Source organism: Novosphingobium hassiacum (assembly GCF_014196055.1).
Lineage (GTDB): Bacteria > Pseudomonadota > Alphaproteobacteria > Sphingomonadales > Sphingomonadaceae > Novosphingobium > Novosphingobium hassiacum.
Genome location: NZ_JACICY010000003.1, coordinates 431,682 through 446,340 on the forward strand (window position 1 = coordinate 431,682; position 14,659 = coordinate 446,340).

Consider the following 14,659-nt stretch of genomic DNA (forward strand, 5'->3'; position numbering starts at 1 on the left):
GTCGATTCAAACGATGTTCTGACCGGTCTTCGCCCAGTCGGCAAGAAAGCCCTCGATGCCCTTGTCGGTAAGAACATGCTTGAACAGCCCCTTGATCACCGCGGGCGGCGCGGTCATCACGTCTGCACCGATGCGCGCGCTTTCCAGCACGTGAACGCCGTGGCGGACCGACGCGACGAGGATCTGCGTTTCGAACGCGTAGTTGTCATAGATCAGGCGGATATCGCGGATCAGGTCCATCCCATCGAAGCCGTTGTCGTCATGACGCCCCACGAACGGCGAGATGAACGTCGCGCCAGCCTTGGCAGCGAGTAGCGCCTGGTTGGCCGAGAAGCACAACGTCACGTTGACCTGCGTGCCATCGCTGGTCAGCGCCTTGCAAGTCTTCAGTCCGTCGATCGTCAGCGGCACCTTGATGCAGACGTTGTCGGCGATCTTGCGCAGGACTTCGGCCTCGCGCATCATCGTCGCGTGGTCGAGCGCGACGACTTCTGCCGAAACCGGGCCATCGACCAGACCGCAGATCTCGCGCGTCACTTCGATGAAGTCCTTGCCCGCCTTGGCGATCAGTGTCGGGTTCGTGGTCACGCCATCGAGCAACCCGGTCGCGGCAAGATCCGCGATTTCGGCAGTATCGGCGGTGTCGACGAAGAACTTCATGGGGTAGGCCTTCCCGGGCAGGATGAATGATTCCCATTGCCTATAGGCAAGGCCTCCCCCCAAATCATCACCTGATTCCGAAAGCACCCATCAGGACAGGATCGTTGGTCGAGCGCGGATCGGCGCGGATGGCGGCTTCTTCGCGCCCGATCGCCCGGAAGATCGCATTGTCTGCCTCAAAGGCGAGCGAATTGGCGATCGCGCCGACGTCCACGCCGGTCATCGCCGCAAGCACTTCGCCGACCAGCGGTTCGCGGCTGACGCGCAGCGCGTCGCCAAATTCGGGCAGCATCACTTCGATCAGGCTCGTGCCCATTTCCTGGTGGAGGAAGTTGGTTGCCGCCATCGGATCGCTGCCGCGCAGCAGCGCCAGCGCATTGCGGATGCCGATGGTGCGCACCGCATCGGTCACTGCCGGAGCCGCGCGCTCCGCCGCGTCATAGGCCATGTCGTTGAACGCGCGTTGCAGTCGCTCGCGGAAAATCGGCCCGGTCAGGATGCGCTGCATGATCCCGCCACGACTTCCGATGGCCTCGGGCAAGGCGAGCCGCGCGACCTGATCGTCCCAAAACCCGCCCGGCTGGAGCAGCCTCTGAAACGCACGGTCGGTCGATACGAACAGCAAGCGGCGCACCGCATCTTCCAGTGTGAACGACGGGAACGTCGCGCAACCGGCCAAAGACAGCACTCCGAGTGACGTCATGCCGCCAAGAACTGCGCGCCGACTTGCACCATTCAAAAGCTGCGACATCGTTTTCTCCTCAATTCCGTGCCCGGCAGGCTTTGCCCACCGCGTTCCCGCCCCATATAGACCGCGTAACATGAACCGTGTCCGATGCCTCGTTTTCAATGCCGCGCTGGGTCCACTGGACTATCGCGTCCCTGAGGGCATGACCGTCGAACCCGGCAGCGTGGTGGTTTGCCCGCTCGGCCCTCGCCAGATCATCGGGATCGTGTGGGACGCAGAACGGCTGCCCGGAGATGAAGTTCCGGCGAACAAGTTGCGCCCGCTCCTGCAGGTCTTGCCGGTTCCGCCGCTGCCTGCCCCCTTGCGCCGCCTGATCGAGTGGACCGCCGACTACTACCTCGCCTCGCTCGCATCGGTCGCGCGCATGGCGCTGTCGAGCACCGGCGCGTTGCGCGGCAGCAGCACCGTCACCGAGTATCGCCTAACCGACAAGGAACCGGGCCGCCTTACCCCTCAGCGCGCCAAGGCCATCGAAGCACTTGATGGGCAGCAGGCGACCATTCGCGAACTGGCAGCAATGGCGAGTGTGTCCGACGCGGTGCTGCGTGGGATGGTCAATGCCGGCCTGTTGGAGGCGGTGCTGGTCGATTCAGACCGCCCTTACCCGGCCGCCGATCCCACCCACGCGGCGCCTGACCTGTCGGTCGAACAGGCCGCAGTTGCCACCCAGTTCGTCACCGCAGTCCACGCCCACGAATTCCAGCCGTTCCTGCTCGACGGGGTTACCGGATCGGGCAAGACCGAAGTCTACTTCGAAGCCGTCGCCGCTGCGATCGAGGATGGACGGCAGGTGCTCGTCCTCCTTCCCGAAATCGCGCTGACTCAGACCTTCCTCAAGCGCTTCGAAGCTCGGTTCGGCGTCACCCCGGTCACCTGGCACTCCTCGCTCAAGTCGTCCGAACGTCGCCGCGCCTGGCGCGCAGTGGCGGCTGGCCATGCCCAGGTCGTCGTCGGTGCACGTTCGGCCCTGTTCCTGCCTTTCGCCAAGCTCGGCCTCATCGTGGTCGATGAAGCGCACGAAGTTTCGTTCAAGCAGGACGACGGTGTGCGGTATAACGCGCGCGACGTCGCGGTGATGCGCGCGCGGTTCGAAAGCGTGCCAGTGGTTCTTGCCAGCGCCACTCCAGCGCTCGAAAGCCTGCAGATGGCCGAGAGCGGGCGCTATGAACGCGTCGTCCTGCCCGCCCGTTTCGGCGGCGCGACGATGCCCGATATTCAGGTCATCGACTTGCGCATCGAACAGCCCGAACGCGGCCACTGGATCGCGCCGCCACTGGTTCGCGCACTGAAGGAGCGACTGGAAAAGGGCGAGCAGTCGCTGCTGTTCCTCAACCGCAGGGGATACGCGCCGCTGACGCTGTGCCGCACCTGCGGCTATCGCTTCCAGTGCCCCAACTGCTCGGCGTGGCTGGTCGAGCACCGCCTCTCGCGCCGCCTCGCCTGCCACCATTGCGGCCACGAAGTGCCTACGCCCGAAGCCTGCCCCGAATGCAGCGAGCCCGATTGCCTCGTCGCCTGCGGCCCCGGCGTCGAACGCATCGCCGATGAGGTCGCCGCGATCCTGCCCGAAGCCCGCGTCGCGCTGGTTACGTCGGACACGCTGACCAGCCCCGCCAAGGCCGCCGAATTCGTGGAAAGGGCCAGTGCCAAAGCCATCGACGTGATCGTCGGCACGCAGCTGGTCACCAAGGGCTATCACTTCCCCGAACTCACCTTTGTAGGGGTGATCGACGCCGACATGGGCCTCGAGGGCGGCGATCTGCGCGCGGCCGAGCGCACCTATCAGCAGATCGCCCAGGTGTCCGGGCGCGCGGGCCGAGGCGAGAAACCCGGCGAGGTCCTGATCCAGACCCGCCATCCCGAAGCCCCGGTGATCGAGGCTCTCGCCAGCGGCGACCGTGACGCCTTCTACGCCGCCGAAACCGAAGCCCGCCGCGATGCGGGAGCCCCGCCGTTCGGGCGCTGGGCGGCGATCATCGTATCGAGCGAGGACGAGGCCGAAGCGCGCGACGCGGCGCGCGGCATCGGCGGCACCGCGCCCAACTTGGCCGACGTGATGATCCTCGGCCCGGCACCAGCCCCGCTGTCGCTGCTGCGCGGCCGCTACCGCTACCGCCTGCTGATCAACGCCCGCCGCTCGACCGAACTGCAGCGCGTGATCCGCGAATGGCTCGATCCGCTGCGCTTCCCGCCCGGCGTGCGCGTGGCGGTGGACATCGATCCTTATAGCTTCGTGTGACCCCAACGGGCAGGTTGAACCAATCAGCCGCTCGGCCATTGCATAATGATGACCGGCCCCGTCCTCGTACCCATCCTCGGCGACCAGCTATCGCTCGATATCTCCAGCCTTGCCGACCGCACGCCAGACGACACCTTGATCCTGATGATGGAAGTCGCAGAGGAGACGACTTACGTCCGCCACCACAAGGCAAAGATCGCGCTGATCCTGTCGGCCATGCGCCACTTTGCAGAGGAGCTGCGCGAGGCTGGATGGACCGTCGATTACGTCCGCCTCGACGACCCCGCCAACACCGGGAGCTTCACCGGCGAAGTCACACGCGCCGTCGCGCGTCACACGCCTCGCGGAGTGCTGGTAACCGAACCGGGCGAATGGCGTGTGGCACAGGTGATGGAGGACTGGCGCACCACCCTCCCCGTCCGCGTTCGCATTCTGCCCGACACGCGCTTCATCTGTCCGCTGACCGATTTCTTCCAGTGGGCTGCTGGCCGTCGCGAGTTGCGGATGGAATGGTTCTATCGCGACATGCGCCGCAAGACCGGGCTGCTGATGGAAGGGGACAAGCCGGAGGGCGGCAAGTGGAACTACGACACCGAGAATCGCGGGGGCCCGGACAAGGACCTCGACCCACCCCCGATCGCGCGGTTCGAACCGGATGCCATTACCCGCGAAGTCCTCGACATGGTTGCAGGCAAGTTCGCCAATCACTTCGGATCGCTCGACAATTTCGGTTGGCCAACTACCCGCGCTCAGGCAGACCTTGCCCGCGACAACTTTCTCGAGCACCGCCTGCCCCTCTTCGGCAAATATCAGGACGCCATGGTCGCGGGTGAGGACTTCATGTTCCACGCCGCGCTATCGCCCGCGATCAATCTCGGCCTGCTCGACCCGCTCGACCTGTGCCGCCGTGCCGAAACCGAATGGCGCAAAGGCCGCGCGCCGCTGGAGGCGGTCGAGGGTTTCATCCGCCAGATCATCGGCTGGCGCGAATATATCCGGGGGATGTACTGGCTTGAAATGCCCGGTCTCGCCGATGCCAACGGCTTGGATGCCACACGCCCCCTGCCCGAGTTCTACTGGACCGGCGACACGGCAATGCACTGCCTGTCCGACTGCGTCCGCACCACGCGCGACAACGCCTATGCCCACCACATCCAGCGCCTGATGGTGCTCGGCAACTTCGCGCTGCTTGCGGGCATCAGCCCCCAGCAGGTCGCCGACTGGTATCTGGTGGTCTATGCCGACGCTTATGAATGGGTCGAACTTCCCAACGTTGCCGCCATGATCCTTCATGCCGACAAGGGACGCCTGGCGTCCAAACCCTACGCGGCGAGCGGAGCGTACATCGACCGCATGAGCAACTACTGCGGCTCGTGCGCCTACAACGTAAAACGGAAGACTGGCCCCGATGCCTGCCCGTTCAACGCGCTCTACTGGCACTTTCTTGCGCGCAACGAAAAGACGCTAGGCCGCAACCCCCGCCTCGCCCACCCCTACGCCACGTGGCGGCGGATGAGCGACGAAAAGCGTGCGGCGTATTTCGACAGCGCGGAGGCATTTCTGGAGACTCTTGAACCCGCCGAGCCAGGCTGGGCCCGCAGCTGATCAATGGTACGTGATTGGCTCGGGCGCTGTCTTCACCCACATCGGCGGCCTGATCCCGCCCTGCTTCGCCACCCGCAACAGCAACAACAGCCCCGCCACGGTAGCCACGAGCATCGCAATCACGCTGGCCTCCAGACCGAATGCTCCGCCCGTCAGCCACTCCGGCCCGTTGCGCGATGTGATCAGCCATCCCTCTGGCGCCTTGCCCCCTGAAACCGGCACGCTGAACACCCAGCCTTGCGTGAAGTTCCACGCTGCATGGATGCCGATCGGAATCCACAGCCGCCGCTTCCACAAATAGGCTGCGCCCAGCAGGATGCCCGCCTCCATCGCGATCGCGAATGCTGCAAACAGGCTCGCTCCCGGATTGGTCAAATGCGCGAGACCAAACAGCGCCGACGTGATGGCAAGCGCTGCCCATGTCCCGAGCAGCGCCTCGAGATGCCTCAACAGTACCCCTCGGAACATGATCTCCTCGATCGTGCCAGACGTCACCGCCATCGCCAGCATGCCCCACAAGGCACCCATGCCGTTCACGCGTTCGACGACGATGCCGCCCATCAGCGCAACGACCCCGGTCATCAGCGTAAACAGGCCTGCCCCGATCAACAGCCCGAGCGGCAGTTCGCGCGGCAGGAGCGGCAGTGGCAACTCATCGTTGGCAATCCGCTCGATCCACCGCCGCGCCGCCAGATAGATGACGATCGCCAGCACCGCGACGCTGAGTCCGCCGAGGAAATATCCCGGCGTATCCTTCACGAAAAATCGCCGAAAAAGAGCCGTGAGAAGTGACGCCCCGATCGCCACCGCAAAAAACTCGATGATCATGAGGGTCAGCGGAAACGCAATCAGCCGCCGCAACATCCCCGGCTTTGGCGCCAGCACGTCGTCCATCCTCATCCCCCGTTCGCTTCGCGCTCCTTGTCCAGCAATCGCTGCTTGATCTCAAGCCCATAAGCATAACCGCCCGGCGAGCCGTCCGACCGGATCACGCGGTGGCACGGGATCAGCACGGCCACATTGTTCGCGCCATTGGCCGATCCCGCCGCCCGCACCGCCCCGGGCCTGCCCACGGCGGCTGCGATCTGCGCATAGGATCGCGTTTCTCCGGTGGGGATGCGTCGCAGTGCCTGCCATACGGCCTCCTGAAAGGCAGTGCCTTTTACATCGAGCGGTATGTTCGCATTGTCTCCCGGGGTTTCGACAGCCGCCACGACCTGCGCCAGAAGTGCTTCGAACCCGGCACCGCCTTGGAGCAGCGTGGCGTGGGGGAACCGCGTCAAGAGCGCCGCCTCACCCTCGTTGAACGACAACCGGCAAACGCCCTTGTCGGTCGCGGCAACCAGCATCGAGCCCAGGGAGGTCGGAACCACCGCCCAGTGAATCGTCACACCGCGCCCACCATGGACCCAAGCCGAAGGTGTCATGCCCAGCCGCTCCTCTGTCGCCGAGTAGAATCGCGATGGCCCGGAGAACCCCGCATCGTAGATCGCATCTGTTACCCGCTCCGCCCCTGTCAGGACATCCGCCAGTCGCTCCTGCCGCAACGCGCGGGCATAGGCAGCGGGCGACAATCCCGTAGCCTTGGCGAACACTCGCTGGAAGTGCGCGGGCGAATAGCCGCACCGCGCCGCCAGATCGCCCAGCGCCAACGGCTGCCCCGCCGCCTTGATCGCCGCAATCGCAGCCAGCACTGCGCGTTCATCACGCGATACGTCATCCGGACTGCAGCGCATGCACGCCCGCAATCCCGCCTCACGTGCCGCGCCACCATCGGCATAGAATCGCACGTTCTCACGCCGGGGATGGCGCGCCGCGCAGGATGGGCGGCAGTAGATACCCGTGCTCAAAACGCCCGTCACAAACCGCCCGTCGAATGCACGATCGCGCGCCAGCACCGCGCGCCATGCTTCGTCATCGGATGTCACTCGGCATCTCCTTGGTCGTCACGCTCTATCCGCGCCACAAAGCAGCCATGCGCTGCGTTGTGCGCATAGATAGATTCGATAAGCGGATCGGCAAGCAATTCACGAATCCTGGCGTCGGCTTCACCGGGCAGCGCCAGACGCGCGTCCTTCAGCATGCCATCGCTATCAAAACCGCGAAGGCCCAATGGCCGCCCTTCGAATACCGGGGGCACACAGTCGACATGCGCCGCTGCCTGTTCTGCCCCTTCGCGCACGAAGATGGCGTAAGCGTTGCGGTAGGGCGTGCCCACATCATGGCTGATGTGGTTCAGCAGGATCAATGACTCGCCCTTACGCGCATCGACCAGTGAAACGCGGCAGGGAAAACCGCGATCGCTCGTCGCGATCACACGGACCACGCCATCGCGCGCCAGATCATCAACGCCTAGCCCGAACAAGTGACTGAAAGACCGATGCGATAGTCCCTCGATACGATAAGCCATTTGAGGTCCTCCTTGTTGTGGAGACACAATGCCGGTGCGCAGTCGGCGATGCATCCCGCACCTTGCGGTCAAACCAAATCGGCGCAAGAAGCAGCGCCATGCGTGTCGCCAAACAGATAACTGCCCTCCTTGCCCTACTCTTGCTGGCTTTGTCCGCGCCGATCGCGCTGGCAGACCCGGCCGACATATCTGCCGCAAGCCGCTCGGTCGTGCGCGTGGTGATCATCCAGAACGATGGCGATCGCGCCAGTCTGATCACCCACGGATCGGGCTTCGCAGTCACGCCCAATCTGATCGTCACAAACGCTCACGTGGTCGAGCAACTGCGCCGCGACGACACATTGATCGCAGGCGTCGTGCCCGCAGAAGGCCGCAACGGCTACCCCGCAAGACTGATCGCTTATTCCCCCGCCAACGACCTTGCCCTGCTCCGGATCGAAGGTGGAGGCACCCTGACCCCGATCACGCTATTCCCCGGCGCACCCGACGACGGCGCAGAGGTTTACGCGCTGGGATACCCCGGCAATGTCGATCTGGCGCAGGGCCTGTCGATGGCCGACCTCGTGACGCCGCAGGAGGCGGTCAAGACGCGCGGCTACCTCTCGGGCGGACGCTCGTCGCGCTCATTCGATACGCTGCTGCATACCGCCCCCATCGGCTCGGGCAATTCGGGCGGCCCGCTGCTCGATACATGCGGCCGCGTTCTGGGCATCAATTCGTTCGGCACGGTCAGCGATAACGGCACCGATTCGGCATTCTACTTCGCCATCTCGATGCGCGAACTGGCCGCGTTTCTGAAGCGGGCGAAAGTCGAACCGCACGTCAGCGGCCTGCCGTGCCGCTCGATCGCCGATCTCGACCGCGCCGAATCGGAACGAGCCGCAGGCGAACAGGCGCGCAGGGCTGCGCAGACCGAAGCGCAGGCCGAACAGCGCCGCATGAGCACGGACAAAGCCCGGCGCGAAGCCGAACTCGCGGTCTTCTCCGAACGCGACAACGGCCTCGCACTTGCCGCCCTGCTGCTGGTTGGCGCGCTCGCCGCAGGCGGCTGGGGCATGGTCCAGGCGTCGAAGAATCGCGGTCGCTTCGAACGCAAATACATCTTCGGGGCCGGCACTCTGTTGTTAGCCGCGGTCGTCACATGGTTCCTTCGCCCGCCACTTTCGGCAATCGAAAGCCGCGCCAAGGACGCGCTGGCGCAAGGCGCGCCCGAAACCAGCGCCAGCGGAAGCGCATCGCCAGCCAAGTCCGACAACGGCTCGCTGCTCTGCGTGCTCGACCCGCAACGGAGCCGGGTCACCGTCTCGGAGATCACCGACGTGCCGCTCGAATGGAGCGAACAGGGCTGCGTCAACGGCAAGACCCAGTATGGCCTCGCTCAGGACGGCTGGTCGCGGATCCTCGTTCCCAATGGCGAGGAAACGATCTCGGTGAACAGCTACGACCCCGATACGCAGACCTATACGGTTGAGCGATTCCTTGTCGGCCTTGAGGCCATGACCAAGGCCCGCGCCGAACGCGCAAAGCTCAGCGCACCTGCTTGCGGCGCGGGCGAAGACGCCGCGCGACGCTTCGGATCGAGCCAACAGGCCATCAAGGCGCTGCTTCCGCCCGAGCCCAACGAGCGCATGCGCTATAACTGCCAGGTCGCTCCGTAAAATGACGCAAGTGCAGCATCGTCCTCATACCTATGCGGATGTGCTCAAGTCGGTCTTGTCTTTCTGGCCTGACGTTGCTAGGCGCGCCCCGTCTGCAGGCCACCGGGTGTTCACCTCCCGGATTTGGTCTGCATAAGCTTATCCTTGGATGAAGGAACTTCGGCGCGTGGAGAATTCCGGCGGCATTACAGCCAGCTTGTCAGGGCGTTACGCCTCGGCGCTGTTTGATCTGGCCAATGAGCAGGGCTTCGTCTCGGCTGTCGAAGGCGATCTCGAAAAGCTTGGCGCGGCGCTGCACGAATCGGCTGACCTCTCAGCCTTGATCAACAACCCGCAAGTGAGCCGCCAGGCCGCTGCCGGTGCGATCGATGGCGTTGCAGGTCTCCTCGGCCTGTCGCAGCTGACCAAGAACTTTCTCGGCGTGCTTGCCAGCAACCGCCGCCTCTCGGCGCTGCCCGACATGATCCGTGCCTTTGGCATGATCGCTGCTGCCCATCGCGGCGAAGCGACTGCTGAAGTCACCAGCGCCCACCCGCTCGACGATGCCCAGCTTGCCGCCCTGACTGAAAAGCTCAAGGTGCGCGAAGGCAAGGACATCAAACTCAAGACCAACGTCGATCCCGATATTCTCGGTGGCCTTGTCGTGAAAATCGGCAGCCAGATGATCGACAGTTCGATCCGCACCCGTCTCAATTCCCTCGCCATGGCGATGAAGGCTTGAAGCCTCAAGGCTCTGTGAAAGGCTGAAAATGGAAATCCGCGCCGCTGAAATCTCGAAGGTCATCAAGGACCAGATCGCCAGCTTCGGCACCGAGGCCCAGGTCTCGGAAGTCGGCAGCGTGCTGTCGGTCGGTGATGGCATCGCCCGCATCCACGGCCTCGACCAGGTCCAGGCCGGCGAGATGGTCGAATTCTCTAACGGCGTTAAGGGCATGGCCCTCAACCTCGAAGCCGATAACGTCGGCGTCGTGATCTTCGGCTCGGACGCCGAAATCAAGGAAGGCGATGTCGTCAAGCGCACCGGCACCATCGTCGACGTTCCCGTCGGCAAGGGCCTGCTCGGTCGCGTCGTCGACGGCCTCGGCAACCCGATCGATGGCAAGGGCCCGATCCAGTACACCGAGCGCAAGCGCGTCGAAGTCAAGGCTCCGGGCATCATCCCGCGCCAGTCGGTTTCCGAACCCGTCCAGACCGGTCTGAAGGCGATCGACGCCCTCGTGCCCGTCGGCCGTGGCCAGCGCGAACTGATCATCGGCGACCGTCAGACCGGCAAGACCGCCGTCGCGATCGACACCTTCATCAACCAGAAGGGTCCGAACGCAGGCGACGACGAGAGCAAGAAGCTTTACTGCATCTACGTCGCCATCGGCCAGAAGCGCTCGACCGTCGCGCAGATCGTGCGCCAGCTCGAAGAGAACGGCGCGATGGAATACTCCATCGTCGTGGCCGCAACCGCTTCCGAGCCCGCTCCGCTCCAGTACCTTGCGCCCTACACCGGCGTGACCATGGGCGAATTCTTCCGCGACAACGGCATGCACGCCGTCATCGTGTACGACGATCTTTCCAAGCAGGCCGTGGCCTATCGCCAGATGTCGCTGCTGCTGCGTCGTCCTCCGGGCCGCGAAGCTTATCCGGGCGACGTGTTCTATCTGCACTCTCGTTTGCTCGAGCGCGCCGCGAAGATGAACGATTCGCTGGGCGGCGGTTCGCTGACGGCTCTGCCGATCATCGAAACCCAGGCTGGCGACGTTTCGGCCTACATCCCGACCAACGTGATCTCGATCACCGACGGGCAGATCTTCCTTGAAACCGGCCTGTTCTATCAGGGTATCCGTCCGGCCATCAACGTCGGCCTCTCGGTCTCGCGCGTCGGTTCGGCCGCTCAGACCAAGGCGATGAAGAAGGTTGCCGGCTCGATCAAGCTGGAGCTGGCGCAGTACCGCGAAATGGCGGCCTTCGCCCAGTTCGGTTCGGACCTTGATGCCTCGACCCAGAAGCTGCTCAACCGTGGTTCGCGCCTGACCGAGCTGCTCAAGCAGCCGCAGTTCTCGCCATTGGGCTTCGAAGAGCAGACCATCGTGATCTTCGCTGGCACCAACGGTTATCTGGACAGCATCCCGGTGAACCGCGTCGGCGAATACGAAGCCGAACTGCTCAGCTTCCTGCGCACGCAGAAGGCCGATCTGCTGACCGAAATCCGCACGACCAAGGACATGGGCAACGATACCAAGGCCAAGGTCGTCGAAGCGCTCACCGCCTTCGGCAAGCAGTTCGCGTAAGTTAAACGTCGAAGTTCGGCCGCAACGTCGGACTTCGTCAACACCAAGTCCACCTTCGTCATCCCCGCGCAGGCGGGGATCCAGATCGACAGACGAACCGCCGAACTGGTTTCCCGCCTACGCGGGAATGACGAAAGAGGAAGGAAACGAGAGTGGCTTCACTCAAGGAACTCAAGGGCCGCATCAACTCGGTCAAGTCGACCCAGAAGATCACCAAGGCCAAGCAGATGGTCGCGGCAGCAAAGCTGCGCAAGGCGCAGGCTGCTGCCGAAGCCGCGCGCCCTTACGCCAGCCGTCTGGCCGAAGTCATGGGCAGCCTTGCCTCCAAGGTTGCAGGACAAGACAACGGCCCGCTGCTGATGCGCGGCACCGGCTCGGACCAGCGCCACCTGCTCGTCGTCGTCAACACCGACAAGGGCCTGTGCGGTGGCTTGAACTCGAACATCGTCAAGGAAGCCAAGATTCAGGCGCGCAAGCTTGAAGCGGCGGGCAAGACGGTCACGTTCTACCTCGTCGGCAAGAAGGGCCGCGCGCCGATCAAGCGCGACTACCCCAACGCCATCGCCGAGAACTTCGACACCAGCCTCGTGCGCACGCCCGGCTATGACGAAGCGAGTGCTATTGCCCGCGAAGTCATCGCCATGTTCGAAGCCGGCAAATTCGACGTCGCCCACCTGATCGCGCCAGTGTTCAAGACCGTCCTCTCGCAGGACCCGGTCACCACCCAGCTGATCCCGGTCCCCGCGCCTGTCGCCACGACCGAATCCGGCGCCGTGGTCGAATACGAGCCGAGCGAGGAGGAAATCCTCGAGGAACTGCTGCCGCGCTACGTCACCACCAAGGTGTTCGGCGCGCTGCTCGAACGCGAGGCCTCGGAACAGGGCGCATCGATGAACGCGATGGACAACGCCACGCGCAACGCAGGCGACCTGATCCAGAAGCTGACCATCCAGTACAACCGTAGCCGTCAGGCTGCGATCACCACCGAACTCATCGAAATCATCGCTGGCGCTGAAGCGCTTTGACGACGGCTTAGAAGGCAAGGAAACAACCATGGCCACCGTGCTCACCTCTACCGGCAAGATCAGCCAGGTCATCGGCGCCGTCGTCGACGTGACCTTCGACGGCGAACTGCCCTCGATCCTCTCGGCGCTCGAAACCGACAACAACGGCAACCGCCTCGTTCTCGAAGTTGCGCAGCACCTCGGTGAAAACACCGTCCGCACCATCGCGATGGACTCGACCGACGGTCTGACCCGCGGCAACCCGGTGCGCAACACCGGTTCGCAAATCTCGGTGCCGGTTGGCCCGATGACGCTCGGCCGCATCATGAACGTCATCGGCGAACCGATCGACGAGCGTGGCCCGGTCGGCGCTGCCAAGTCGAACCCGATCCACGCCAAGGCACCGGAATTCATCGACCAGTCGACCGAAGCCGCGATCCTTGTGACCGGCATCAAGGTCATCGACCTGCTCGCGCCTTATGCGCGCGGCGGCAAGATCGGTCTGTTCGGCGGCGCAGGCGTGGGCAAGACGGTTCTCATTCAGGAACTGATCAACAACATCGCCAAGGGCCACGGCGGCGTGTCGGTCTTTGCAGGCGTGGGTGAACGCACCCGCGAAGGCAACGATCTCTACCACGAATTCCTCGACGCCGGCGTTATCGCCAAGGACGCCGACGGCAACCCGACCCCCGAAGGTTCGAAGGTTGCTCTCGTGTTCGGCCAGATGAACGAGCCTCCGGGCGCCCGCGCTCGCGTTGCTCTATCGGGTCTGACCATGGCCGAATACTTCCGCGACGAAGAAGGCCAGGACGTTCTGTTCTTCGTGGACAACATCTTCCGCTTCACGCAGGCGGGTTCGGAAGTGTCGGCTCTGCTCGGCCGTATCCCTTCGGCCGTGGGCTATCAGCCGACGCTCGCTACCGACATGGGCCAGTTGCAGGAACGCATCACCTCGACCACCAAGGGTTCGATCACCTCGGTTCAGGCCATTTACGTTCCCGCCGACGATCTCACCGACCCTGCGCCAGCCGCCTCGTTCGCCCACTTGGACGCAACGACCACGCTGAACCGCGCGATTTCGGAACTCGGCATCTACCCGGCGGTCGATCCGCTCGACTCCACCAGCCGCGTGCTGACGCCCGCCGTTGTCGGTGAAGAGCACTACCAGACTGCCCGCCGCGTTCAGGAAACGCTGCAGAAGTACAAGTCGCTGCAGGACATCATCGCGATCCTGGGCATGGACGAGCTTTCGGAAGAAGATAAGCTCACCGTCGCCCGCGCCCGCAAGATCCAGCGCTTCCTGTCGCAGCCTTTCCACGTGGCCGAAGTGTTCACGGGCATCTCGGGCAAGTTCGTCCAGGTCGAAGACACCGTGAAGTCGTTCAAGGCTGTCGTCGACGGCGAATACGATCACCTTCCCGAAGCCGCGTTCTACATGGTCGGCGGCATCGACGAAGCCGTCGCCAAGGCCAAGAAGCTGGCTGAAGAAGCTTAACCTTCTTCCCCCCTCCCGCTTGCGGGAGGGGGCGGGGGTGGGCCTGTTGGGCACCCGCTCCTGAAACGAACAAACCCACCCCCAGCCCCTCCCGCAAGCGGGAGGGGAGTAGAGGTCCAAGATGCTCCACTTCGAACTCGTCACCCCGGCCCGCCTCGTCCGTTCGGAAGACGTCCATATGGTCGTCGTGCCCGGCACCGACGGCGAGTTCGGCGTACTGGAAGGCCACGCGCCGTTCATGTCCACGGTCAAGGACGGCTCGATCAAGGTCTACAAGTCGGCGGGCGCTGCCCCTGAAGAGATCAAGGTTCAGGGCGGCTTTGCCGAAGTCGGCGCGAACGGCCTGACGGTTCTGGCAGAACACGTCGAAGGCTGATCCTCCTTACCCGGAACGTGTAAAGGGCTGGCCCGAAAGGGTCGGCCCTTTTCGTTTGTGCCGCCACACCTCCGTTCGTGGGGGGGGGGGGGGGGGGCCGGGGGGGGGGGGGGGGGGGGGGGGGGGGGGCCGCGGGGGGGGGGGGGGGGGCGGGGGGCGCCGGCCCGCGGCGCGGGGGGGCGCCG

General features: G+C 64.3%; 13 protein-coding genes. 8 read left to right on the forward strand and 5 right to left on the reverse strand.

Annotation, left to right across the window (positions count from 1 at the left end):
* Positions 1-6: 6 nt before the first annotated feature.
* A complete protein-coding gene (fsa, locus tag GGQ88_RS09200; RefSeq protein WP_183612842.1) occupies positions 7-660 on the reverse strand; it encodes a fructose-6-phosphate aldolase in 654 nt (217 codons plus the stop codon).
* Positions 661-727: 67 nt separating this feature from the next.
* Positions 728-1,363, reverse strand: coding sequence for a DUF4197 domain-containing protein (locus GGQ88_RS09205; protein ID WP_246385697.1), 636 nt, complete (start codon positions 1,361-1,363; stop codon positions 728-730).
* Between the two features lie 118 nt (positions 1,364-1,481).
* On the opposite strand from GGQ88_RS09205, the gene GGQ88_RS09210 reads away from it, so the two are divergent.
* Both GGQ88_RS09210 and GGQ88_RS09215 read left to right on the forward strand, forming a co-directional pair.
* On the forward strand, positions 1,482-3,647 hold the full coding sequence (locus GGQ88_RS09210) for a primosomal protein N' (protein ID WP_183612844.1): 2,166 nt from the start codon (positions 1,482-1,484) through the stop codon (positions 3,645-3,647).
* 45 nt (positions 3,648-3,692) lie between these two features.
* The gene (locus GGQ88_RS09215) at positions 3,693-5,252 is read left to right on the forward strand and encodes a cryptochrome/photolyase family protein (protein WP_281372432.1); all 1,560 of its coding nucleotides are present in this window, start codon (positions 3,693-3,695) and stop codon (positions 5,250-5,252) included.
* Here the strand turns inward: GGQ88_RS09215 and GGQ88_RS09220 are convergent, their stop codons facing one another.
* Genes GGQ88_RS09220 through GGQ88_RS09230 form a run of 3 tightly spaced genes read right to left on the reverse strand, consistent with a single transcriptional unit; the run spans position 5,253 to position 7,662 of the window.
* Entirely contained in the window at positions 5,253-6,146 is an 894-nt protein-coding gene (locus GGQ88_RS09220; RefSeq protein WP_183612846.1) for a CPBP family intramembrane glutamic endopeptidase, read from the reverse strand.
* Between the two features lie 2 nt (positions 6,147-6,148).
* Entirely contained in the window at positions 6,149-7,180 is a 1,032-nt protein-coding gene (ada, locus tag GGQ88_RS09225; protein ID WP_183612847.1) for a bifunctional DNA-binding transcriptional regulator/O6-methylguanine-DNA methyltransferase Ada, read from the reverse strand.
* Entirely contained in the window at positions 7,177-7,662 is a 486-nt protein-coding gene (locus tag GGQ88_RS09230; protein ID WP_183612848.1) for a DUF1203 domain-containing protein, read from the reverse strand. Before GGQ88_RS09230 ends, ada begins: the two co-directional genes overlap by 4 nt.
* A gap of 98 nt (positions 7,663-7,760) precedes the next feature.
* Here GGQ88_RS09230 and GGQ88_RS09235 point away from each other — a divergent pair, with 98 nt between their 5' ends.
* The 6 genes from GGQ88_RS09235 to GGQ88_RS09260 all read left to right on the forward strand — a co-directional run bounded on the left by GGQ88_RS09235 (position 7,761) and on the right by GGQ88_RS09260 (position 14,474).
* The gene (locus tag GGQ88_RS09235) at positions 7,761-9,320 is read left to right on the forward strand and encodes a S1C family serine protease (RefSeq protein WP_246385700.1); all 1,560 of its coding nucleotides are present in this window, start codon (positions 7,761-7,763) and stop codon (positions 9,318-9,320) included.
* Between the two features lie 166 nt (positions 9,321-9,486).
* Entirely contained in the window at positions 9,487-10,041 is a 555-nt protein-coding gene (locus tag GGQ88_RS09240; protein WP_183612850.1) for a F0F1 ATP synthase subunit delta, read from the forward strand.
* Positions 10,042-10,069: 28 nt separating this feature from the next.
* A complete protein-coding gene (gene atpA / locus GGQ88_RS09245) occupies positions 10,070-11,599 on the forward strand; it encodes a F0F1 ATP synthase subunit alpha (protein ID WP_183612851.1) in 1,530 nt (509 codons plus the stop codon).
* A gap of 152 nt (positions 11,600-11,751) precedes the next feature.
* Positions 11,752-12,624: a F0F1 ATP synthase subunit gamma gene (locus GGQ88_RS09250; protein ID WP_183612852.1), complete on the forward strand. Its 873-nt coding sequence runs from the start codon at positions 11,752-11,754 to the stop codon at positions 12,622-12,624.
* Positions 12,625-12,652: 28 nt separating this feature from the next.
* Positions 12,653-14,098 (forward strand): F0F1 ATP synthase subunit beta, encoded by a 1,446-nt coding sequence (atpD, locus tag GGQ88_RS09255; RefSeq protein WP_183612853.1) that lies wholly within the window; start codon positions 12,653-12,655, stop codon positions 14,096-14,098.
* A 121-nt stretch (positions 14,099-14,219) separates the two neighbouring features.
* A complete protein-coding gene (locus GGQ88_RS09260) occupies positions 14,220-14,474 on the forward strand; it encodes an ATP synthase F1 subunit epsilon (protein ID WP_183612854.1) in 255 nt (84 codons plus the stop codon).
* The last annotated feature ends 185 nt before the right edge of the window (positions 14,475-14,659 follow it).